The sequence below is a fragment of the Mycobacterium sp. genome (assembly GCF_035623875.1).
In the GTDB taxonomy this organism is placed as follows: domain Bacteria; phylum Actinomycetota; class Actinomycetes; order Mycobacteriales; family Mycobacteriaceae; genus Mycobacterium.
In genome coordinates this window covers 17,242-37,036 of sequence record NZ_DASPSP010000292.1, presented here as the reverse complement: position 1 = coordinate 37,036, position 19,795 = coordinate 17,242, and the positions used below count along the sequence as shown (strand labels likewise).

General features: G+C 64.1%; 22 protein-coding genes and 3 pseudogenes. 9 read left to right on the top strand and 16 right to left on the bottom strand.

Annotation, left to right across the window (positions count from 1 at the left end; all coding sequences use genetic code 11):
* A pseudogene (locus tag VEI45_RS23595) lies at positions 1–227 on the top strand (hypothetical protein); the annotation flags it as partial.
* Positions 228–230: 3 nt separating this feature from the next.
* On the opposite strand, the gene VEI45_RS23590 reads toward VEI45_RS23595, so the two are convergent.
* Positions 231–1,061 (bottom strand): glycoside hydrolase family 16 protein, encoded by an 831-nt coding sequence (locus tag VEI45_RS23590; RefSeq protein ID WP_324856937.1) that lies wholly within the window; start codon positions 1,059–1,061, stop codon positions 231–233.
* Positions 1,062–1,344: 283 nt separating this feature from the next.
* On the opposite strand from VEI45_RS23590, the gene tpx reads away from it, so the two are divergent.
* Positions 1,345–1,848 (top strand): thiol peroxidase, encoded by a 504-nt coding sequence (gene tpx / locus VEI45_RS23585; protein ID WP_324856932.1) that lies wholly within the window; start codon positions 1,345–1,347, stop codon positions 1,846–1,848.
* Here the strand turns inward: tpx and VEI45_RS23580 are convergent.
* The 3 genes from VEI45_RS23580 to VEI45_RS23570 all read right to left on the bottom strand — a co-directional run bounded on the left by VEI45_RS23580 (position 1,845) and on the right by VEI45_RS23570 (position 4,358).
* Positions 1,845–2,549, bottom strand: a complete 705-nt coding sequence (locus VEI45_RS23580; RefSeq protein ID WP_324856931.1) for a TetR/AcrR family transcriptional regulator — start codon at positions 2,547–2,549, stop codon at positions 1,845–1,847. The two genes, tpx and VEI45_RS23580, sit on opposite strands and share 4 nt — an antisense overlap.
* A complete protein-coding gene (locus tag VEI45_RS23575) occupies positions 2,549–2,977 on the bottom strand; it encodes a hypothetical protein (RefSeq protein WP_324856930.1) in 429 nt (142 codons plus the stop codon). The genes VEI45_RS23580 and VEI45_RS23575 overlap by 1 nt, the downstream gene beginning before the upstream one ends.
* Positions 2,978–3,062: 85 nt before the next feature.
* Complete coding sequence (locus VEI45_RS23570; protein ID WP_324856929.1) at positions 3,063–4,358, bottom strand: acyltransferase; 1,296 nt, start codon at positions 4,356–4,358, stop codon at positions 3,063–3,065.
* A gap of 197 nt (positions 4,359–4,555) precedes the next feature.
* Here VEI45_RS23570 and VEI45_RS23565 point away from each other — a divergent pair, with 197 nt between their 5' ends.
* On the top strand, positions 4,556–4,894 hold the full coding sequence (locus tag VEI45_RS23565; protein ID WP_324856928.1) for a hemophore-related protein: 339 nt from the start codon (positions 4,556–4,558) through the stop codon (positions 4,892–4,894).
* 7 nt (positions 4,895–4,901) lie between these two features.
* Here VEI45_RS23565 and VEI45_RS23560 read toward each other — a convergent pair whose 3' ends face one another.
* Genes VEI45_RS23560 through VEI45_RS23550 form a run of 3 tightly spaced genes read right to left on the bottom strand, consistent with a single transcriptional unit; the run spans position 4,902 to position 7,652 of the window.
* Positions 4,902–5,711 carry a glycoside hydrolase family 16 protein gene (locus VEI45_RS23560; RefSeq protein ID WP_324856927.1) on the bottom strand — a complete coding sequence of 270 codons (810 nt, stop codon included), beginning with the start codon at positions 5,709–5,711 and terminating at the stop codon, positions 4,902–4,904.
* 55 nt (positions 5,712–5,766) lie between these two features.
* The gene (locus VEI45_RS23555; RefSeq protein ID WP_324856926.1) at positions 5,767–6,588 is read right to left on the bottom strand and encodes an alpha/beta hydrolase; all 822 of its coding nucleotides are present in this window, start codon (positions 6,586–6,588) and stop codon (positions 5,767–5,769) included.
* A gap of 14 nt (positions 6,589–6,602) precedes the next feature.
* On the bottom strand, positions 6,603–7,652 hold the full coding sequence (locus VEI45_RS23550; protein WP_324856925.1) for a class I SAM-dependent methyltransferase: 1,050 nt from the start codon (positions 7,650–7,652) through the stop codon (positions 6,603–6,605).
* Positions 7,653–7,805: 153 nt separating this feature from the next.
* On the opposite strand from VEI45_RS23550, the gene VEI45_RS23545 reads away from it, so the two are divergent.
* Complete coding sequence (locus VEI45_RS23545) at positions 7,806–8,594, top strand: DUF1906 domain-containing protein (protein WP_324856924.1); 789 nt, start codon at positions 7,806–7,808, stop codon at positions 8,592–8,594.
* 153 nt (positions 8,595–8,747) lie between these two features.
* Positions 8,748–9,395 carry a hypothetical protein gene (locus tag VEI45_RS23540; protein WP_324856923.1) on the top strand — a complete coding sequence of 216 codons (648 nt, stop codon included), beginning with the start codon at positions 8,748–8,750 and terminating at the stop codon, positions 9,393–9,395.
* A 115-nt stretch (positions 9,396–9,510) separates the two neighbouring features.
* On the opposite strand, the gene VEI45_RS23535 is transcribed toward VEI45_RS23540, so the two are convergent.
* From VEI45_RS23535 to VEI45_RS23510, 6 genes are all read right to left on the bottom strand, one after another.
* On the bottom strand, positions 9,511–9,705 hold the full coding sequence (locus VEI45_RS23535; RefSeq protein WP_324856922.1) for a hypothetical protein: 195 nt from the start codon (positions 9,703–9,705) through the stop codon (positions 9,511–9,513).
* 7 nt (positions 9,706–9,712) lie between these two features.
* Positions 9,713–10,900, bottom strand: a complete 1,188-nt coding sequence (locus VEI45_RS23530) for a glycosyltransferase (RefSeq protein ID WP_324856921.1) — start codon at positions 10,898–10,900, stop codon at positions 9,713–9,715.
* A 405-nt stretch (positions 10,901–11,305) separates the two neighbouring features.
* Entirely contained in the window at positions 11,306–11,854 is a 549-nt protein-coding gene (locus VEI45_RS23525; protein WP_324856920.1) for a thioredoxin family protein, read from the bottom strand.
* 324 nt (positions 11,855–12,178) lie between these two features.
* Entirely contained in the window at positions 12,179–14,404 is a 2,226-nt protein-coding gene (gene katG, locus VEI45_RS23520; RefSeq protein ID WP_324856936.1) for a catalase/peroxidase HPI, read from the bottom strand.
* An 18-nt stretch (positions 14,405–14,422) separates the two neighbouring features.
* Entirely contained in the window at positions 14,423–14,878 is a 456-nt protein-coding gene (locus VEI45_RS23515; protein ID WP_324856919.1) for a Fur family transcriptional regulator, read from the bottom strand.
* A 54-nt stretch (positions 14,879–14,932) separates the two neighbouring features.
* The gene (locus VEI45_RS23510; protein ID WP_324856918.1) at positions 14,933–15,625 is read right to left on the bottom strand and encodes a hypothetical protein; all 693 of its coding nucleotides are present in this window, start codon (positions 15,623–15,625) and stop codon (positions 14,933–14,935) included.
* 207 nt (positions 15,626–15,832) lie between these two features.
* Between VEI45_RS23510 and VEI45_RS23505 the strand changes: the two genes are divergently transcribed.
* Entirely contained in the window at positions 15,833–17,368 is a 1,536-nt protein-coding gene (locus VEI45_RS23505; RefSeq protein ID WP_324856917.1) for an FAD-dependent monooxygenase, read from the top strand.
* Here VEI45_RS23505 and VEI45_RS23500 read toward each other — a convergent pair.
* Positions 17,349–17,795, bottom strand: coding sequence for an SRPBCC family protein (locus VEI45_RS23500; protein WP_324856916.1), 447 nt, complete (start codon positions 17,793–17,795; stop codon positions 17,349–17,351). The genes VEI45_RS23505 and VEI45_RS23500 overlap by 20 nt on opposite strands.
* A gap of 162 nt (positions 17,796–17,957) precedes the next feature.
* On the opposite strand from VEI45_RS23500, the gene VEI45_RS23495 reads away from it, so the two are divergent.
* Positions 17,958–18,332 (top strand): DUF732 domain-containing protein, encoded by a 375-nt coding sequence (locus tag VEI45_RS23495; protein WP_324856915.1) that lies wholly within the window; start codon positions 17,958–17,960, stop codon positions 18,330–18,332.
* A gap of 27 nt (positions 18,333–18,359) precedes the next feature.
* Here the strand turns inward: VEI45_RS23495 and VEI45_RS23490 are convergent.
* Positions 18,360–18,684: pseudogene (locus tag VEI45_RS23490) on the bottom strand (MFS transporter); the annotation flags it as partial.
* A gap of 2 nt (positions 18,685–18,686) precedes the next feature.
* On the opposite strand from VEI45_RS23490, the pseudogene VEI45_RS23485 reads away from it, so the two are divergent.
* Positions 18,687–18,884, top strand: a pseudogene (locus tag VEI45_RS23485) (YiaA/YiaB family inner membrane protein); the annotation flags it as partial.
* Positions 18,885–18,935: 51 nt separating this feature from the next.
* Here the strand turns inward: VEI45_RS23485 and VEI45_RS23480 are convergent.
* Positions 18,936–19,454: an FKBP-type peptidyl-prolyl cis-trans isomerase gene (locus VEI45_RS23480; protein ID WP_324856935.1), complete on the bottom strand. Its 519-nt coding sequence runs from the start codon at positions 19,452–19,454 to the stop codon at positions 18,936–18,938.
* Between VEI45_RS23480 and VEI45_RS23475 the strand changes: the two genes are divergently transcribed.
* Positions 19,393–19,563, top strand: coding sequence for a hypothetical protein (locus tag VEI45_RS23475; protein ID WP_324856938.1), 171 nt, complete (start codon positions 19,393–19,395; stop codon positions 19,561–19,563). The genes VEI45_RS23480 and VEI45_RS23475 overlap by 62 nt on opposite strands.
* The last annotated feature ends 232 nt before the right edge of the window (positions 19,564–19,795 follow it).

Sequence of the window (19,795 nt, the reverse complement as noted above, 5' to 3'; positions counted from 1 at the left end):
CCAACCTCATCCCGGAGGTCGTCGCCAAGCCGTTAAGCCATTGCGGCGTCGTATGGATCATCACCCAAGCCGACAATTCAATGCCCGCCCACGAGCAGGGCCCGGCGCTGCCGCCCGGCCCGCTCTACGGCGCAACCCCCGCCTTCTCCGTTCCCCACGACTTGGGGTTTCGGCTGGTCGAGCGCTGGCAGTTCAATCTGGTTCAGGTAATCAAAGCCGAGCGATAACACTCACCAGATGTGGATCCAGTCGACGAGCATGTCCGCCGGGTAGGTAGCCGCGGCGGGATCGCCGGCGCCGACTCCACCGACCGCAAGCGTGAACATGGGCGTCAAAAAATAGCCGGGCTTGTTGAACGGCCACCGGAAGTCGTCAGGAGCGCCGCCGTGGACGTGGATGGGCTTCGGCGGAACACTGAAGTATGGTGCCCCGTCCCGCGAGAAGGCGAAACCGTTCTGACTCCATCGCATTTGCCACGTGTGCCACCCGCCGTCGACCAAGCCGGGAATCGATTTCCCTTCCCAGGTTTTCCCGTTGGATGCCGCGTGCACCGTGGTTCCCGGGGGCCACGAGCCGTTGCCGTACCACTCGAAAACGTCGACCTCGCCGTCCGGCACAGGATTCTCGTTGACACCCCAGAACGCGGACCAAAGGCCGGGGAACAAACAGTCCAGCTTTATCCGCGCTTCCCAGGTTTGGTTGATCATGCTTCGAAAATTGCCTCGCAGTTTGGCGCCGTAGTAGTCGCCGCTTTCTTGGGTGGCGCAGAGGACGAGATTGGAATTGCCGTCGAGGAACACGTTTCGGCGATCGTCGCGGTATATCCCCACGACCGGCGGGAACACGTCGTCCTGCCAGCTTTGTACCGTCCACTTACCCGGATCGGGACCTGAGCCCGCCGGGCCGTCGAACTCGTCCTGGAAGATGTAGGGCCCGCCCGCGGCGGCAGGTGCGTCCGGCGGTGACGGGTACGCTCGGGCCTCCGGGACGCGGACTGCAGCAGCCGCGGCGGCCGCCAGCATGCCAATCCCCGTCGTCAACATGAGGCTGCGTCGATTCATCTCAGGCACAGTCAGACAATATAAGAGAAGCTACGGCGGCCCGCAGGCTATTCGTCGCAGGGAACTTTCTCAGCCGGTGCTCATGATCCGTGGCAACAGGTGGTGCTGCCCAGCCTTGACGAACGGCGCTGGTCCGGCCATCTGTCCAGACCGGCACTGCGGCGGCCAGCCAACAAGTGCTTATCCTCGTGTCGTCGCTGAGCTGGGGGAGGGCCGCGCCTGCTAAACAGGACAACCCGGCCCCGACCCAACGCTGCCCTCCCGGCCTTGGCAGACTGTGCGCATGGCACAGATAACTATGCGTGGAAACCCGATCAACACTGTTGGCGATCTGCCTGCCGTCGGATCTCCGGCCCCCGCCTTCACCCTGACCGGATCCGATCTCAGCCCGGTCAGCAGCGAGCAGTTCCACGATAAGCCCATGTTGCTGAACATCTTTCCGTCGGTGGACACGCCGGTTTGCGCGACCAGCGTGCGCACCTTCAACGAGCGCGCTGCCGCGGGCGGTGTCTCCGTACTGTGCGTGTCCAAGGACCTCCCATTCGCGCAAGCGCGATTCTGCGGCGCAGAGGGCATCGAGAACGTGAAGGCCGCCTCGGCGTTCCGTGACAGCTTCGGGCAGGACTACGGCGTAACCATTGCCGATGGCCCGTTCGCTGGGCTGCTCGCCCGGGCCGTCGTGGTGATCGGCGCCGACGGTAACGTCGCCTACTCGGAGCTGGTGCCAGAGATCGCAAACGAGCCGAATTACGACGCGGCGCTGGCCGCGCTGAGCACATCGGGCTAATAGCGTCGCGGCAGCGCGGCGACCATAGCTCCGACTTGAGCCTTGGTCAGCGTGCTGATGCTGCCGTCGGGTAGCCCGAGGATGCGGTCGACGGCTAACCCGTGCAGCCTGAATCTGGTTGTCAGAGTGTCAATTGCGCGATCACGGGCGGACTCACTGGCGGCATCGAGTACAGCCACGATGTTCGAGTTGGTGCGGGCAGCGAGGCCGTAGATCATGTCGGCGACACCTTCGGGGTCGAACGTGTCGAAGATGCCGTCTGCGACCCCCTCCGATACCAGCCGGGTCAGCAACGGCGTGTACAGGTCTTGCTCGACGACGAGGATTCGTCCGTAAAGATGCGCATTGTCCGGGCGCAGCAACGACACCATCGCCGCCAGATGCTCCGGTCCGCTGATTTTCATGTTGGCGTCGAAGCCGGCCCGCAACACCGCGTTGAGCCGGTCCAGCGGGTCGCCATCGCATGCGGCCAGAGCATCCTCGACACTAGCGAAAGCGTCGCGAGCGCTACGCTCGGCCAGGGCCGCCACCAGCGTATCTTTCGATGAAAACCAATGGTAGAAAGCACCTTTGGAGACGCCGGCGTCGGCGATCAGATCGTTGAGACTGACATTCTCGTAGCCGTGCTGCAAAAACAACCCCGCTGCCCGATCCAGCAACTCCGCCCTGCGGATGTCGGGATGTTTGACGACCCGCGGCACTAGGGCGATCCCGGCTGGGGCTTCCAGCCGACGTAGGTCAGATACAGCCCGGACAGGGCGAGGCAGAGGAAGACCACCCATATCGCCGCGGTTGCGCCTGAGCTGTAGACCGCGTTGCCCGCCGCGTTGTAGGCCCGAGGAACGGTCAGCAGCAGCACCCCACGTATCGCCAGAAACCAGCCCACAACGGAGACGATGATCGCCGCGGGGCTGCGCCAGTACTGGTGGAACGCGATGATCAGCAGGCCGAACATCAGCAGGATGGCGCCAAACAGCCACGGCCACATCGGGTTTGCCTTGAATTCGGTAAACAGTGTCTTCATGTAGGAGCCTCGTACCGCGACGGTGGTCGGCACGATGGTGAAGAACGGCCCCAACGCGCGGGCGAACATGCGTGTGCGGATCTGCGACTGCTCCGATGTGCTCATTGCTACCTCCATTTCCGCCACGCAATGTATACCGACCAGTGGTCGGTATACAAGACCAGTGGTCGGTAGTGCGCCCGCTGAGCTGCTAATCGGAAAGCGGTTGCGCGCCGACCTTTGCGGGACGAAGCGCCACCAGCAGCACGCCGGCTGCGAAGATCAGCCCGGTCAGCCATGGAAAGTGTCCGTCCGGAGCGAAGCCTTCAGCAGCGACGAACGCCAGGCCATAGGCCGCCATCGCGGCACCGGCCAGCATGATCGGTTCGGCCCAGCGATCTGTGAGCGGCGTCCCGAGCATGGCCAGCGGCCCCGCGAAAAATCCTCTGCCCCAATACAACAGCGTCATCTCGACCCCTGTCACCAAGCTAAGGATGACCACCCATTCCAGCCGGGCGAGCCACCATGCGACCGTGCCCTCGACCGGTTGAGGCAACAGGCCGGCGGGGTAGCCGACGATCGCCACGATCACGACAGGAATCATGTGCCACAAGTAAAGAGCCATCACGTTGCTATTAGCTGTTGTCAGTGCCCGCCGGACCACACTGGCGCGCAGCGCGCGGTTGAGCGCGGGTGCGAGCGTTATCGCCAGCCCTGCTTGCGCGCAAGCGAACGCCAGCATCGCCACAGAGGGCGGGTCGGAGTTCTGCAGGGTTTGACCGGGCACACCGATCATGCTGACCGGATAGGGGCCCAGCAGGATCAGCATCGCCAGCGCGACCGCCGAGCAGCCAGCGAGCAGCGCAGGTTTGCGACCGGCCAATAGCCCATCGTGCCAAGCGATTCCTAGCTGGTAGAGCGCACCCCAGCACAACAGGTAATTCAGCAAGCGCAGGTGGGGCACATGCCATCCGAGTGAGACAGCTTCTACCGCAACGACTCCCACGGCAAGCACCGCGGGGGCCAAAAGCCCCCAACGCCGTTGCGCGGCAACCGCAACCGGCGTCAGCGAGACCACCACCAGATAGACGGCGAGGAACCACAGGTGCATCGCCACTGCCCAACCGGCGTATTCCAGCGTGGAACCGGCAACGTGGCGTAAGTCCAGCGCGACCACAATTGCCGAGACCAGCCCGACGTAGACCGTTGTGGGTCCGAGCACCCGGGCGAGTCGGTGCCGCAACCACGTTTGGCGCGAGACACCGTCATTGTCGCACCGGTGCTTCCAGGACACCGCGCCGGCGTAACCCGCGACCAGGAAGAACGTCGGCACAGCCTGGAACGGCCACGTGAGCCATTGAGTCCAGGGCTGGTCGACGAGCGGGTTCTGCCGACCGAAATATCCGTTGTGATAGGTCACCGATCCGGCCAGCCAATGGCCCAGCACGATCAGGACCACCCCCGAAACGCGGTAGAAGTCCACCGCCAGATTGCGGGACGCGCGCATCACGGTCGCGTGTTGCCGTCAGGCAGACGGCTTGCTCGGGTGGTCCATGACCAGACAATATCCCCGCGCAGCACCCGAATTGTGCCGCTCCGATACGACCGCGCCGAGTCTTCGAGCGAGCTGTGCCAGGACCACTTCCGGTACGCTGGTGTTCTCTGCGTCGAAGTTCGGCGGTACATAGCTTGGAAGGTGTCCCTATGGTCACACGGTCGTTCATCAGATTGGCTGTCGCAGGTGGCGGTCTGGCGTTGTCGTTGCTTGCTGGCGCCGGGATCGCGTCCGCAGACCCCGCTATAGACGCGGCAATTAACACCACTTGCAGTTACCCGCAGGTGGTGGGGGCACTGAATGCGCAATCGCCGGCTGCCGCCGCCAAGTTCAGTTCGTCACCGACGGCACAGGGCTGGCTGCGTTCATTCCTCGCCTCGCCGCCGCCGCAGCGCGCGCAGATGGCGCAACAGGCGGAGGGTATGCCGGGGGCCGCGCAATACATCGGGCTGGTCGGGCAAATCGCCACCACCTGCAACAACTACTGAGCGCGCCTTACCAGACACGTATCCAGTCGATGAGCATGTCCGCGGGATAGCTGCCCGATCCGGGATCGCCGCCCCCGGAACCGGCAACCGCGAGGTTGAAGACCGGAAAAACGGTGTAGCCCGGCCGGTTGAACGGCCAATCCGGTAGCGAGCTGGCCGGCACGTCCAAGTATGGTTGCGCGCCGTCGACGTAGTCCTTCCAAAAGCGGATACCGGCTTCATCCCATCGGCATCGCCAGGAGTGCCAGGCGCTGTCTACGGCGATGTTTTGGGTCTTCCATTCGCCGCCGTTGGCTTTTGCGTGGACGGTGGTGGCTGAGGGCCAGTTGCCGTTGCCGTACCACTCGACCACGTCGATTTCGCCTTGATCCTCATTGCCCAGCCAGTAGGCGGGCCAGGCGCCGGCGGTGAGGCAATTGAGCTTGATCCGGGCTTCCCAGGTGTGGCCGACGCCACCGCGCCAGAGGCCTTGCACCTTGCCGCTGAAGTACGTCGGGCCGTCTTTCGCCGCACGCAGAACGAGGTTGGAGTTGCCGTCGACGAACACGTTGCGACCATCGTTGCGGTACTGCCCGATGTTCTCGGGTCGCTCCCAAAAGGTCGGATCCTTGATCTGCTCGCGGGCCGTCGCCACCGCCCACTTCGACGGATCCGGAGCCGAGCCGGCCGAGCCGTCGAACTCGTCGTGGAAAAGGTAGGAACCTGCTGGTGCGTCTGGGTGGCGCGGGTAAGCCTTGGCCTTCGGCGTGGGGACCACGGCTGCCAACACGCCGACCCCGGTCATCAACATCATGGTGCGACGATCCATCTCGGGCATAGGCACAGCACGATAGCAGCCGGCTGACCATCCCCCCGCATCCGCGAGGGACAGATCACAAGTACGCGAGGAGCCGCTCAGCGAACGTGTCGGGGTGCTCCCGATGCATGAAATGCCCGCCCGGGACCTGCTCAACGATGTAATCGCTTTCGAACATTCGGGCGGCGCCCCGGTAAACGGAGGGCTCGACGATTGGATCACCGAGCCCCGCAAATACCACTGTCGGCACAGTGATCCGCGCTCTCAGTGATGCGCTGGGTATTGGCGAGAACTTCCTGTAGTACCCGAACGCGGCGTTCAAGCTCGCGGGGTTGGAGAAGCTTGCGCGGACCGCGTCGAACTCCTCTGGATCGGGATTCCAGTCCGGCGACCATCGCCGATAGATCGCGGGGAGCGCCGCGAAGTCATTGCGAGCGAAGCGTTTCGGCGCTCCCGGCAACTTGTAGGCCGCGAAGTGGCGGACACCCCAAAGCTTCTTCGGCGACGGTTTCAACGCCGCCGGGTGTGGAATGGCGATGACGAAAAGCTTTTTCACGCGATCGGGGCCGAGCGCTGCGGCGCCGTAAGCGGCCGAAGCTCCCCAATCGTGGCCGATGACGACGGCGTCAGGGGCGCCGAGTGCTTCGATGAACGCGAGCGGATCGCGCGCCAAGGTCTCTTGGTCCGCATCGCGATCCGGGATCGCGGTGGGGTGGTAGCCACGCATGAATGGGCTCACGGCCCGGTATCCCTTCGCGGCGATTCGCGGCCGCAGATCGTCCCAACTGTGCGCCGTGTCGGGAAACCCGTGCAACATGAGCACAAGAGGACCGGAGCCGTCCTCCAGGTAGGCGAAGTTCAGTCCGTTCGCGTCGACGAAGTGGATCGCATCGGTCATGGCTAAGTGAGAGCTTAGGGGGAGGGAGCCTTCCGGTAAACGAGCCAGTGCAACTCAATCGGGGAATCCTCCCGCTCGACGTCGAACAGATCAAGCCCGCTGGCCCAATTCGGATACCAGGCGGTGGGCGGCCAAGCGCCTTCGGGCAAGTGCGCCTTCTCGTAGTCGTAAGCGGAGTCGTCGGCAACGAGCCCGAGAGGTAGCAGGTCGGTCGCACTCGTCATCTCGTCCCAGGTGAAGATCATGGTGTTGCATTGCTGCCCGAGTTCCCGGGCGGCGTCATCGGGGGTATAACCCTCGCGCGGCAAAAAGGTGTTAAACAGCAACCGTCCACCGGGAGCCAGGGAACGGGCCGCGAGTTCGAACATGGCTCGCAGCTGCTGCGTCGTCCGGAAGTCGGGCACCAGTTCGGAGGCCACAATGAGCTGATAGTCGCTGCGGACATCATCCATGCTTGCGAAGACATCGCGCTCGATGACGCGTACGACAAGTGATTCACGTTCGGCCTCCGAGCGAATGATGTGCGCGAGCTTCGGTGCAATCTCGACCGCGTCCACCGGGTGGCCGCGTCGCGCCAGGGCCAGGGCATTGCGCCCGGTTCCGGCGCCGATGTCGAGCACCCGACAGGTGCTGGGATCCGCCGTCTCGGCGGCCAGCGCCGAAACTCGGGCATCCGGTTCGATGCCGAACAGCGACCCCTCGCGGGTGCCGATCCAGCCGTCGTAAGCGCTCGCGATCGTCGCCGACTCGCTATTGACGCGGTAATTCAGGGCCGTGCCGAAAGGAGCGTGGAAAGAGATGACGATGTTCGAACGTGAGGAGGTGCGGTAGGCCTCGGCCAACTGGGCCTGCAGCACCGTCTTCAGCTGAGCGAATTCTTCGGGGGAGTACTGGACGCCGACGCTGGCAAATAGGTTGTCGCACATTCGGACGTACTCGTCGATCAGGCTCGGAACGGCCGGCACCGTGATTTGTCCCATCGCCACCGACCGGCGATACAACCGGCGGGCCATCGCTTCGCGAAGCGTTGACGGACTGAAAGACCTGACGGCCGGATCGTCCACCAGACCCTTCTACACGACCCCCACCCGTTTGCACCAGCGGTCGATGCTATAACGCAACGTATGTCAGACACCAGGCACTCCATCACCCACGTTTCCGATACGGCTCGGTGGACGGCGTTACATCGGGCAACCGAATCGCCACGTGCCCGTTGCATGGTTGACTCAAACGAACCGCAGGCCGTTTCACGGCGCGATGTCCTCAAATTCGCGCTGTCGCCGGTTCTGCTGAGCTTCGGACCGCTGGCGACCACGCTCGGCGAGCGGCAGGCATCGGCCGCCAACATAAGACTGATCGATTTTGCCGAGCGGAGGATCCCGCCGGACGAGATCAAATCGGCAGGCTATGCCGGGGTGGTGAACTACGTGTCCGAGGAGCGGCCGGGCGCTCACTTCGAGGCAAAGCCCATCACCCGCGAGTATGCGGACGCGCTGCGGGCGGTGGGTCTGCACATCGTCAGCAACTTTCAGTACGGCAAGCCCGGTTGGTCCGCGCCGTCGGATTTCACCCGCGGGTCCGACGGCGGCGTGGCGGACGCGCAGACAGCACTGCGCCTGCACGCCGCAGCTGGAGGAGGTAGTTCCGCCCCGATCTTCTTCAGTGTCGATGACGACATCGATGAGAACACCTGGAATAGCCTTGCGGTCAACTGGTTTCGAGGAATCAACTCGGTACTGGGCGTACAGCGCAGCGGGATTTACGGGCATTTTCAGGCGTGTGGTTGGGCGATTAGAGACGGCGTGATCGGGCACTCCACCACTGCGGGGTACCGATGGGCATGGCAGACGAAGACATGGTCACACGGTCAGCGCGAGCCCGCGGCGGTGCTCTACCAAGAAGTCGTCAACAGCCCCTCGAGCCCGGGACCGCTCCTTGGCGGCATCAACGTGGATGTGGACGAGGTCCTCGCGACCGATTTCGGACAGTGGGATCTTGATCGATGACCTGCCCGGCGCGCGGCGTCTTGCACGAGATCGGCTGCACGGGCAACGCTTTCAGCGGATTTGGTCATCTGGGTGGCGATCTCACGGCTCGACCTAACCGCGGCGTCTCACCGGCGACGAGTCTAGCGTGATGGGCAGTGGCATCCTGGTCATGTGGGTTTGCTGTTCCGGTTGATGGAGTTTCTCATCGTGGTCGTGCCGGTGGCGGGCATGGTCATCGCTGCAGTACGAGCCTTTTCTGCCAACAAGCGCCCAGCTGAGAGCGCACGCGATCCCGATCAGACAGGGACCGCCGGGAATCAAGCCGCCCAGTGGCGGTCGCTCACCCGCGTCCTGCGCGAGCACGACCGAACGGACACCCGCTGGCTCGAATATGAACTCGACTTCGCCAGGCTTCTCGACTTCCCGCTGATGACCGACATGCGCGATCCGCTGACGATCGGCTTTCACAAGGCCAAGCTCCGCGCAGACTTCCTGCGCCCGGCCAAAGCCGAAGACCTCCTCGATAACGGCGACGCGGCGGCGCGGTACCTGGCCGCTGTCGAGGACTATGTCACGGCGTTCAACATCGCTGAGGCCGAGGCGAAACGGAGGCGCCGAAACGACTTCTCACAAGATGGACAGCAGCGGATTGCGCGCGCTCAGAGTCTATTGCGCGTGGCGTCCGACACCGCTGCAGCTCCGCAAGAACGCCAGAACGCTTATGAGCGTGCACGCAGAGAACTCGATGGGCTCATCGTGTTGCCGGCAACGACCCAGGCCAGCATCGAACGTGGGATCTCCGGCGAGTTAGGCGGATAGCGGCGCGACCGTGGCGGAATCGCCCGGCAGCACCTGCTGTGGGATCTGGGAAAACACGTAGGCCGCGGATGAAGCTCCGACCTCAAGGCTGAACGACCAGATCAGATCGAACCGATCACCCGGCCAGGCGGCAGGAATCTGCGTGCCCGAGACGGTGGGCAGAGCAGCAGCGGGCGGCTGTCCACGCCGCCAAACGCGACGTGATGTAGTCGTGGTAGTCCTGCTCGGTGCTCAGGGCGGGCATCCCGGAGTGGGTTTGGCCCTGCGTGTCGTTTACCGGCAGCGCGGCGACCAGTTGAGCGGCCCGCATTAGCCGATCAATTAACAGGGCCCCAGCGGACGGCGTCTTCGAGGAGATCGGCGGCGCTGGCAACGCTTTCGGCGGATTTGGTCATCGCAGCGGCAATGTCACGGGCCCGAGTGATGCATTGCGGACCAAGGATGGAGCGCAGGTCCGCGACCAGCGTCCCCTGATTTGTCGCCGAAAAGTACCGCGCAGCACCGACTTTCATGCGTTCGATGACGCCTGCCCAGATCGGCTGATCAAGGCCGTTGCAAAGGACCAGCGTGGGGACGCCGGCCCGCAGGCCCGCGGCTGTGGTACCGGCGCCCCCATGGTGGACGACCGCGCGGCAGGCGGGAAAGACGGCCGCGTGATTCACCGCTTCGACAACCTTGACGTGGTCGGCATGCGGGATCTCAGTGTGATCATTCGGGCCGGTGCAGATCAGCGCTCGCTCACCGAGCAGGGTGCATGCCGCGCTGATCAGGGCAACCGTGTCAGTGGAGGATGCGAGCGGTATGCTGCCAAAGCCGAAGTAGATCGGCGGCGTTCCAGCCGCAATCCACGACAAGACGTCGTCGTCGGCATCGGTCGGCAATTCCAGCGTCAGCGCCCCGACGAAGGGCCTTCGGTCGCCCTTGTCCCCCCATTCGGCGGCTAGCCCAGGGAAGCAGAGCTCATCGTAAGCCTGGATCTCCAGGGGCTGGGGCGACGGCCCAGCTACCTCCGGTAAGCCGAGTGCCCGGCGCTGGGCAAGTTCAGGCCCCCTCGTCGCGAGCCCACGCGGCCCGGTGGACTCCAAAATCTCCGCCGGGAAGAAGTGCAGCGCAGCCAGCGGAATGCGGTAGTACTCTGCGACATTCGCGGCCAGCCCCTGCTCGCTTATGCCCGCCAGGAGCAGGTCGGCCCCCTCAGCCACCGACGTCAACGTCGTGCTCTTGTCCTCAAAGACCTGGGCAACATATTCGGCAGTTTGGGACGGCGCTTTCATCGGATTCTGCATCGTGCGCTCGATCACCTCGGACAGCTCGCGCAGGAGCGCCTGCCAGTCCCGGCCGTAGGGGACCGCACTAAGCCCCGTCGACTCAACGAAGGCAAGCATGCCGGGCGGGACTGTCACAGCCATGCGCACGTCGTGACCTCGGCGCAGCAACTCCCGAGCGATGGCGATACAGGGCTCGACGTCGCCGCGACTGCCGTAGCCTGCCACCACAAATTTCATCGGCGAAACCTCACTCGCGGTGCTGCCTACACGTCCAACCAGGAATTGGCCGCGTCGGTACCGTACCGCGATGAAAAGCTGACACCGAATCACCGACGAGGACGTCGCGGCCGTCCGCGCAGCAGGTCTCAGCGAGGACGAAATCTTCGAAACCGTGATATGCGGCGCCGTCGGGCAGGGAAGCCGCCAACAGGCCGGGGCACTCGCCGCCCTGGCGATCGCAACCGATGGAAAGCTTCAACCATGAGGCTGGAGATCCTCGACCGCGGTCATCGCTTGCACCACCAAAGCGATAACGGCGCTCATTCGGGTGTTTTCCGGCCACCCTGTCGTCGACGCCGTGAAGTTGGCGTTCTTGGTAGCGTTAGGCCGCAACCTAGTTGGTGCCGTCCGCGCGTGTCGGGCTCAGCGCCACTTGATGCCGCACCCGATCGACGGTCGCTGGTCACCGTCGACCGGCCGCCCGGCGAGAACGGCGTCGACCGCCGACCGAACGTCAGCAGCCGTCACCGGTAAGTCGTTCCCCGGGCGGGAGTCGTCGAGCTGGCCGCGGTACACGAGCCGACGCCGGCCGTCGAACACGAACGTGTCGGGCGTACAGGCCGCCGAGTACGCGCGCGCGACACCCTGGGTCTCGTCGTAGAGGTAGGGAAACGTCCAACCGTGGCCCCGGGCCTCGGCGACCATCTGCTCGGGCCCGTCTTGCGGGTAGGTGACCACGTCATTGCTGGAGATGCCAACCATCGCGACGCCCTTGTCGGCGAGGTCCCGGCCCAGTGCGGCGAGCCCAGCGGCGACGTGCTTGACGTACGGGCAGTGGTTACAGATGAAGGTGACGACAAGCGCGGGACCCGTGAGGTCGTCGAGGCTGACCGTGGCGCCGGTGGCCGGCTCGGGCAGCGAGAACGACGGCGCGGGGGTGCCGAGGGCAAGCATGGTGGATTCAATGGCCATACTCGCCAGGGTAGCTTTCCTGAAGCTAGAGGCCAGTATTCGATACCAGCGTTCATCACTCGGTCGAACGCCTGATGTCACGCGTTGGTCTCAATCCCGGCCACCTTTCCGGGGAAGCCGATAGATTAAGAATTCTCTAAGATGCGGCAGGCCGACGACGACCGGCGCACCGACGAGATCGCCATCCGCGAGCTGATTGATCGCCAGGTTATGGGCTGGGCCGCAGGCCCGGAACACCAACGACACTGCGGCATGGCTGCAAAATACACGGCGCCCCGCGAGCTGGTGGCTCGCGGGCGCCTACCGAACGACCTGACGCTGGTGTTACGTCAGGTCGAACCGATCGTTATTCATGACCTTGACCCACGCCGCGATGAAGTCCTCCACGAACTTCCCCTTGGCGTCATCTTGTGCGTACACCTCGGCCAATGCACGCAGCACCGAGTTCGATCCGAACACAAGGTCATTCACGGTCGCGGTCCACTTGAGAGCGCCCGAGGCCCGATCGTGGCCCTCGTAGACGTTCTCTGCGGTCTCCGACGCCTTCCACTGGGTGCCCATGTCGACCAGGTTCACGAAGAAGTCGTTGGTCAACACGCCGGGCTTGTCGGTGAGCACCCCGTGCTTGCTGCCGCCGTGATTGGCACCGAGGGCACGCAGACCGCCGATGAGCACCGTCAGCTCTGGACCGGTCACGCCCAGTAGGTACGCGCGCTCGAGCAGCAGCTGCTCGAGCGGCGCCTTCTCGCCAGCCCGCGCATAGTTGCGGAACCCGTCGGCCCGCGGTTCGAGCACCGCGAACGAATCGACATCGGTGTTCTCCTGCGAGGCGTCGGTACGCCCGGGCGCGAACGGCACCGTGACGGTGTGCCCTGCGTCTTTGGCCGCCTTCTCCACCGCCGCAGAGCCCGCCAACACGATCAGGTCGGCCAGCGAGATCTTCTTGCCGCCGGACGCCGAGGCGTTGAAGTCCTGCTGGATTTTCTCGAGAACCGGCAGCACCTTGTTCAGCTCGGACGGCTCGTTGACCTCCCAGTTCTTTTGCGGCTCAAGGCGAAGTCGTGCTCCGTTCGCGCCACCGCGCTTGTCGGTGTTGCGGTAGCTCGCCGCCGCCGACCAGGCCGTCTTGACCAGCTGGGGAACGGACAGGCCGGACTCGAGCACCTTTTTCTTCAGGGCCGCAACGTCCTGCTCATCGACCAGCTCATGGTCTACCGCCGGAACCGGGTCCTGCCACAGCTGCGGCTCGGCAACCCATGGCCCCAGGTAGCGGCTGATCGGGCCCATGTCGCGGTGCAGCAGCTTGTACCACGCCTTGGCGAACGCCTCGTACAGCTCCTCGGGGTGGTCCAGCCAGCGCTTGGTGATCTCGCGATAGATCGGGTCTTCCCGCAGCGAGATATCGGTGACCAGCATGGTCGGGGCGCGACCCGGCCCGCCGAACGGATCGGGGATCGTGCCCGCACCGGCGCCATCCTTTGCCGTGAACTGCCAAGCTCCAGCCGGGCTCTTGGTCAGCTCCCACTCGTAGCCGTACAGGGTCTCTAGGAAGGTGTTGTCCCACTTGGTCGGGGTAGGTGTCCAGACGACCTCAAGGCCACTGGTGATGGCGTCCTTGCCCTTGCCGGTGCCATAGGCGCTCTTCCAGCCCAGCAGCTGCTGTTCGATCGGGGCCGCCTCCGGCTCCGGACCGACCAGATCCCCGTCGCCGGCCCCGTGGGTCTTGCCGAAGCTGTGGCCACCGGCGATGAGTGCGGCGGTCTCCTCGTCGTTCATCGCCATGCGGCCGAACGTCTCACGGATGTCCACCGCCGCGGCGATCGGATCCGGCTTGCCTTCGGGCCCTTCGGGATTGACGTAGATCAGACCCATGGTGGTCGCGCCATAGGGCTGCGCAAGATCCCGCTTGCCGGAGTAGCGCTTGTCGGTGCCCAGCCAGACGTCCTCTTCCCCCCAGAGGATCTCTTCGGGCTCCCAGACGTCTTCGCGGCCGAACGCGAAGCCAAAGGTCTTGAACCCCATCGATTCCAGAGCGACGTTCCCGGCGAAGATAATCAGGTCGGCCCAGGAGATCTTGTTGCCGTACTTCTTCTTGACCGGCCACAGCAGCCGCCGCGCCTTGTCCAGGCTGACGTTGTCCGGCCAGCTGTTGATCGGGGCGAAGCGCTGCATGCCCTGGCCGCCGCCGCCACGGCCGTCGTGAATGCGGTAGGTGCCTGCGGCGTGCCAGCTCATCCGGATGAACAGGCCGCCGTAGTGGCCGTAGTCGGCGGGCCACCAGTCCTGCGAGGTGGTCATCAGGGAGATCATGTCTGCCTTGAGCGCCTCGACATCGAGCTTGGCGAACTCTTTCCCGTAGTCGAAGTCCTCGCCGAGCGGATTGGCCTGGGGCGAGTGCGGGTGCAGCTTCGAGACGTCGATCTGGTCGGGCCACCAGTCCTGGTTCGTCAGCGGCGCATCCGATTTCGGCTCTGGCGCGGAGATCACCGGGTTTTCACTTTCGCTGCCTTTGTGGCTTGTATCTGATGACACAGCATTCCTTTCAGAGATAGTTGACTCGGGCTGTGATCACGACTGTGATCCGGAATTTGCGGTCGAGCAGTCGGGGCACAGCCCCCAGTAGATGACTTCGGCCTCGTCGAGAACAAAGCCATCCAGCGCGTTGTCGTCGTCCCCAGGGGTCAAGCACGGCGCGTCACCCACCGCGCAGTCGACGTCGGCGATGACCCCACAGGATCGGCATACGACGTGGTGGTGGTTGTCGCCGACCCGGGACTCGTAGCGGGCAACCATGCCCAATGGCTGGATCCTTCGAACCAGTCCCACAGCGGTCAGCGCGTTGAGGACGTCGTACACGGCTTGGCGGGAGACGTCGGGAAGGCCGCTGCGGACCGCCGACAAGATCGTCTCGGTATCGGCATGCGGATGGGTGTGCACCGCCTCCAATACGGCGACCCTAGGTCGGGTCACTCGCAAATCGGCCGTCCGCAGCTGCGCAGCGTAATCCGTCGACGTTGACGACACCACATCAATATGCCGCTGGTGTTTGGAATGAGTCAAGACCTTATCTGGAATCGGTCAAGAATTAATTAACGCGTTGATTGCAGTTTCGGCTGCCCGCTCCGTCGCGGCCTTGGCCCCGCTGGCGAGGCGGACCAGACGGGGGACCGCACCGGGGTGCCTAAGCAGGTAGCGGGCGACGGCCGAGAGGTTCGGCCTGCCGTCCGGGTGGGTGAGGCCGAGGATCTCGGCGTCTACGCTACCGTCGCCGGCCCGGTCGCTGATTGCACGCACCACCGACCAGGGAACGCCGCGGCCTTCGCACACCTTCGCGACGGCGGCCGTTTCCATGTCAAGCGCCACCACGCCATGCGCCCGCAGGTCGGCATGTCGCGCCGGATCGAGGAGCAGCTCATCGGTGGTCCACAATTTCCCTTGGGTCATGTTCCCCAAGTCGACGCGAAGCGGCGTGGGCCGGTGCCCTGAGTTATCCGCGCCGCTGATGACCAGCTGGGGGAGCACCAGGGTCCCGATCGGGGTTTGGTTCTCGGTGGCACCCGCGATGCCCACGACGATCACCCACTCGACGTCTACCGCGTCCAGCAAGCGGACCGTCGCGGCGTGCGCCAAGGCCGTGCCAATCCCGGTGACCACCGCGATCACTCGATGGTCGTCGATGCGGCCGGCGTAGCCCAACCCCGTCTTCCGAAGCCCAAGCCGCCGTCGCAGCGGCCGGAGCTCCATGGGCATGGCGCACACGAAAGCGATCACAGCAGTAATCGTATGCACAGGCCTGCAATCCGAGGCCGCGCTACGAGACGCACCAGTCGCCCGTCCGGCTCAGACGAAAAAGGAACGGAGAGAAAGTACTCCGTCCCACTCTCAATATATAGCGCACCCAGGGGCTTGCGGCAAGACCCAGGTCCTGCGGCAAAATCACTGGCCGGAGCCAACACTCAGCGAAACGGGGGTTGTGAGATGAGTGCCGAACCGATGTCCGACCATGCGGTGATCGTTACCGGGGGAGGCCCGACCGGGCTGATGCTGGCGGGCGAGCTGGCCTTGGCAGGAGTCGACGTTGCCATCGTCGAGCGGCGTGCCAGCCAGGATCTGGTTGGCTCGCGCGCGGGTGGTCTGCATTCACGAACCATCGAGATCCTCGATCAGCGCGGGATCGCCGGCAGCTTCCTATCGCAGGGGGAGGTGGCGCAGGTCGCGGGTTTTTCCCAGATTCGTCTGGACATCAGCGACTTTCCCACCCGGCATCCTTACGGCCTCGCACTGTGGCAGAACCAGATCGAGCGGATATTGACCGACTGGGTCGGTGAGCTGGCGGTGCCGATCTATCGCGGTTGCGAGGTAACGAGTTTCGCCCAAGACCGCACCGGCGTCGACGTCAAGCTGGCAGGTGGCGAGTTCGTTCGGGCCGAGTACCTCGTCGGGTGCGACGGGGGACGCAGTGCGATCCGTAAAGCAGCCGGCATCGAATTTCCGGGTTGGGATCCGACGATGAGCTACCTGATCGCCGAAGTCCAAATGGCCCCAGAGCCTGGCCAGTTGCCCGAATGGGGTATTCGGCACGACGCCCTCGGCGTTCATTCGCTCAGCAGGCTAAAGGATCGGGGACTGGTGCGGGTCATGGTGACCGAGAAGCAACTCGGACCCGACAGCGAAGCCACTTTGCGCGATCTGAGCCAAGCGCTGATCACCGTATACGGGACGGATTACGGGATCCACAGTCCCACATGGATTTCCAGGTCTACTGATATGGCGCGACAGGCCGCGAGCTATCGCGACAGGCGGGTGTTGCTGGCGGGCGACGCCGCCCACGTGCATCATCCGGTCGGAGGGCAGGGCCTCAACACCGGTGTCCAGGATGCGGTGAATCTGGGATGGAAGCTGGCCCAGGTGGTCAACCAGACATCACCGGACAGCCTCCTCGATACCTACCATGCCGAACGGCACCCGATCGCTGCGCGCGTGCTGCGCAATACGTTGGCGCAGATTGCGCTTCTTCGCCGCCCGACTGACGAGCGCACCAAAGCCTTGCGCGACACCATGTCTGAACTTCTCAGCATGGACGAGCCTCGCAGACGATTCGCCGCGATGATGTCCGGCCTGGATATCCACTACGACCTCGACGCGCGACACCCGCTGCTCGGGCGCCGCATGCCCGATCTCGACCTGGTCACCGCGGACGGCCCGCTACGGGTATTCACCCTGCTGCACGCTGCCCGGCCAGTGCTGCTCAACCTCGGGGAGCCCGGCGGATTCGACATCGCACCGTGGGCCGATCGGGTTAAAACGATCGACGCGAAATATCCTGGTGAATACGAGCTTCCGGTACTTGGTACGGTCACCACACCCGCAGCCGTATTGATCCGACCCGACGGATATGTGGCCTGGGTAGGAGACATAACCGGCCTCGGGCTCACGGACGCGCTCACCACCTGGTTCGGGCCGGCAAACGCGACCCGCGGTCCGATCTCACGGGCTATTCGGCGCTCTTCTTGACCTCGAGCACGCGCTCGCGCAAGCCCTCGGTGGCCGTTTTCATCAGACCCTTGGCCCCCTTCTTGATCAGGAACCCCGGGACGGGAACGATCGGATCGACGGTCAGCTCGAAGTTGACGCGGGTGGCATCACCCTCGGGAGTCAGTGTGTAGCGACCGTCCTGCCCACGTTGCTGTTTGGCGCTGACCAGTGTCCAGCTCACCCCGTCGTCGTGAACGGAGTAGTCCAGCACCTGCTCATCGGTGATACCGACAATTTTGATTACCTGGCGAGACTTGGTCGGGCGCCCGTGGTCGTCCCGCTCGAGAACTTCGACTTTCTTATGAGCAGGGGACCACTCGATCAATGACTCCAAGTCGAATAGCACGTCCATGATTTCGTCGGGCGTTGCCTCAATGACGACTTGACGAGACTCGGTGACAGCCACGCGGGAAATATTGCCAGCTCTCGAGAGCATCTTGCAGCTCGCGGACGTGGTCCACGGGGCGAGGTTTCACCCAAGGTTGCCGGCTGAAACACGGCTCGACGATCTTGACTTCCTAGTTCAAAGCCGGAGGACAACCACGCCGATCTGTACGAGGATGAAGCAATGCGACTGCTTGTAGTGCTTGGGGGCCTCGCTGCGGTGATCGGCCTAGCCGCGCCCGCGCAGGCCGACCCGGACGGGGACTTCCTGGCCGCGCTTAACGGCGCCGGCATCACTTATCAAAGCGGACCTGATGCCATCGGAATCGGCCAGCGGGCGTGCCAGCTGATGGACCAGGGTCACTCGGAAGCCGACGTCATCAAAAGCATGACGGAGCAGAATCCGGGATTCACAAACGACGCCGCTACCCAGTTCACAAAGATTGCGGAGAACGTTTACTGCCCCCAACACATAGGGGGAGCGGTAGCGCCACCACCGACGTCGGAGCCGGCGGTCCCGCCGTTCTTCCCATGGCCCGCGCCACCGGCCGCGTTGTAGGCAGAGGCGGAAAGCGGCGTTGGGCCTCTAGTCGCCTACCGGATCGAGATCTTCTGTGAGAGCCTCGTCAGCTAGGTTCTGGAGCTCTTTGCCTTTCGTCTCGGGTCCGAGCAGGTAGCCGACTAGCGTCAGCACCCACAGCCCGCCCAGCGCGAGGTACGGTGTCTCCAGCCCGTATTGGGTGGGTAATGTCCCAGCCGATCACTGTCGGAGCCGCGATCGACACGATGCGGCCGCCGCCAACTGCGATTCCGAAGTCGGTGCCACGCAGGACCGTTGGGAAAAGCTCGGAGATGTGGGTATCGCCGACACCCCACAGCCAACCGAGGGTGGCAATGGCGATCGCGCCGAATGGGGATTCTTTTCCTTCCGTTAGACCCTTGGCAGCGATTGTTTCTCGGTATCAGCTTGCTGTTTCTCGTATCGAGCGGGTTCAGCTTGGCAAAGGTCGTTCGCGATCAGCAGGAAGCCGCAACCGTACGCGTACGCCTCGACGAAGCACGAATCGAGAAGCTGCTCGCAGAACACATTCCGTTGATGGGCGTTAGCTGACAACGTTCTGTTCTGCCCGGGCTTCAGGCCGTGTGGGTCAGAGATCCCAATTCAGCTCGAGCCGCTAAGGATTTTGATAGCGAAGATCAGCGTGTCCCCCTTCTGGATCCCAGCGTTGGGCTGGCCGTCGGGGTAGCCATCCGCAGAGGTCATTGCGACACCGACGGTGGACCCTACTCTTTGTCCGGCGATCGCCTTCTGAAAACCCGGCACGACTCCGTCGAGCGGGAATTGAGCTGGGCTGCCGCGTTCGAAGGCGCTGTCGAACACACGGCCATCACGTCCGTTCACACCCAGGTAGCAGACCGACACCGTGGCCGTGGGTGCGACGACCGGCCCGTCTCCGGCATGCAGCGTGTGCACCTCGGTCTGAGTCACGCTGAACGGGGCTGTCACGTCGACGCGCGGTGCGGTCGTATCCGTGGGACCCGTGACCGCGACGCTGCCGGTTGTCCCCGTCAGGGTCCACTCGGGTGTACCGCCATCGCCTGGTGCTGCCCTAGGGCAGGTGCTTTCTGCGGTCGCCGGTTCTGTCGATGGTGGCGTCACCGCTTCGGTGGCCGCCGACATGCTCGCCGATCCGGAGGACGTGCTTGCCGATGGACTTGTCTTGTCGGGGCTGCACCCAGCGAGCGTCATGACGGCCGACGCGGCACAGACCACCGACGCGACCGGGTAATACACACGCAAGAAGTTCACGGTCGTCACGCTACATCCGCGTCACGCAATCCTTGCCACCTGCCCGCGAATCGGATCATCCGTCCAGGAGTAGGATCCCGAGGGGATCCCAACACCGCTGCGCGACAGTGCAATACGGCCACCCTAGTTGACATAATGTCGCTTATCGGCACTATGCCTTGGGCGACATCGCTATACGGACACGCGCGCCGAGCCGTCGTCTCACCCCTGCA

Bases quoted from the DNA above. Each gene is read 5' to 3' on its own strand.
- VEI45_RS23565 (WP_324856928.1), top strand. From the start codon at position 4,556: ATGGTCACACGGTCGTTCATCAGATTGGCTGTCGCAGGTGGCGGTCTG.
- tpx (WP_324856932.1), top strand. From the start codon at position 1,345: ATGGCACAGATAACTATGCGTGGAAACCCGATCAACACTGTTGGCGAT.
- VEI45_RS23535 (WP_324856922.1), bottom strand. From the start codon at position 9,705: ATGCGGGCCGCTCAACTGGTCGCCGCGCTGCCGGTAAACGACACGCAG.
- VEI45_RS23575 (WP_324856930.1), bottom strand. From the start codon at position 2,977: ATGAGCACATCGGAGCAGTCGCAGATCCGCACACGCATGTTCGCCCGC.
- VEI45_RS23505 (WP_324856917.1), top strand. From the start codon at position 15,833: ATGAGTGCCGAACCGATGTCCGACCATGCGGTGATCGTTACCGGGGGA.
- VEI45_RS23560 (WP_324856927.1), bottom strand. From the start codon at position 5,711: ATGCCCGAGATGGATCGTCGCACCATGATGTTGATGACCGGGGTCGGC.
- VEI45_RS23570 (WP_324856929.1), bottom strand. From the start codon at position 4,358: ATGCGCGCGTCCCGCAATCTGGCGGTGGACTTCTACCGCGTTTCGGGG.
- VEI45_RS23590 (WP_324856937.1), bottom strand. From the start codon at position 1,061: ATGAATCGACGCAGCCTCATGTTGACGACGGGGATTGGCATGCTGGCG.
- VEI45_RS23555 (WP_324856926.1), bottom strand. From the start codon at position 6,588: ATGACCGATGCGATCCACTTCGTCGACGCGAACGGACTGAACTTCGCC.
- VEI45_RS23480 (WP_324856935.1), bottom strand. From the start codon at position 19,454: ATGTCGGCGGCCACCGAAGCGGTGACGCCACCATCGACAGAACCGGCG.
- VEI45_RS23530 (WP_324856921.1), bottom strand. From the start codon at position 10,900: ATGAAATTTGTGGTGGCAGGCTACGGCAGTCGCGGCGACGTCGAGCCC.
- VEI45_RS23545 (WP_324856924.1), top strand. From the start codon at position 7,806: ATGGTTGACTCAAACGAACCGCAGGCCGTTTCACGGCGCGATGTCCTC.
- VEI45_RS23525 (WP_324856920.1), bottom strand. From the start codon at position 11,854: ATGGCCATTGAATCCACCATGCTTGCCCTCGGCACCCCCGCGCCGTCG.
- VEI45_RS23495 (WP_324856915.1), top strand. From the start codon at position 17,958: ATGCGACTGCTTGTAGTGCTTGGGGGCCTCGCTGCGGTGATCGGCCTA.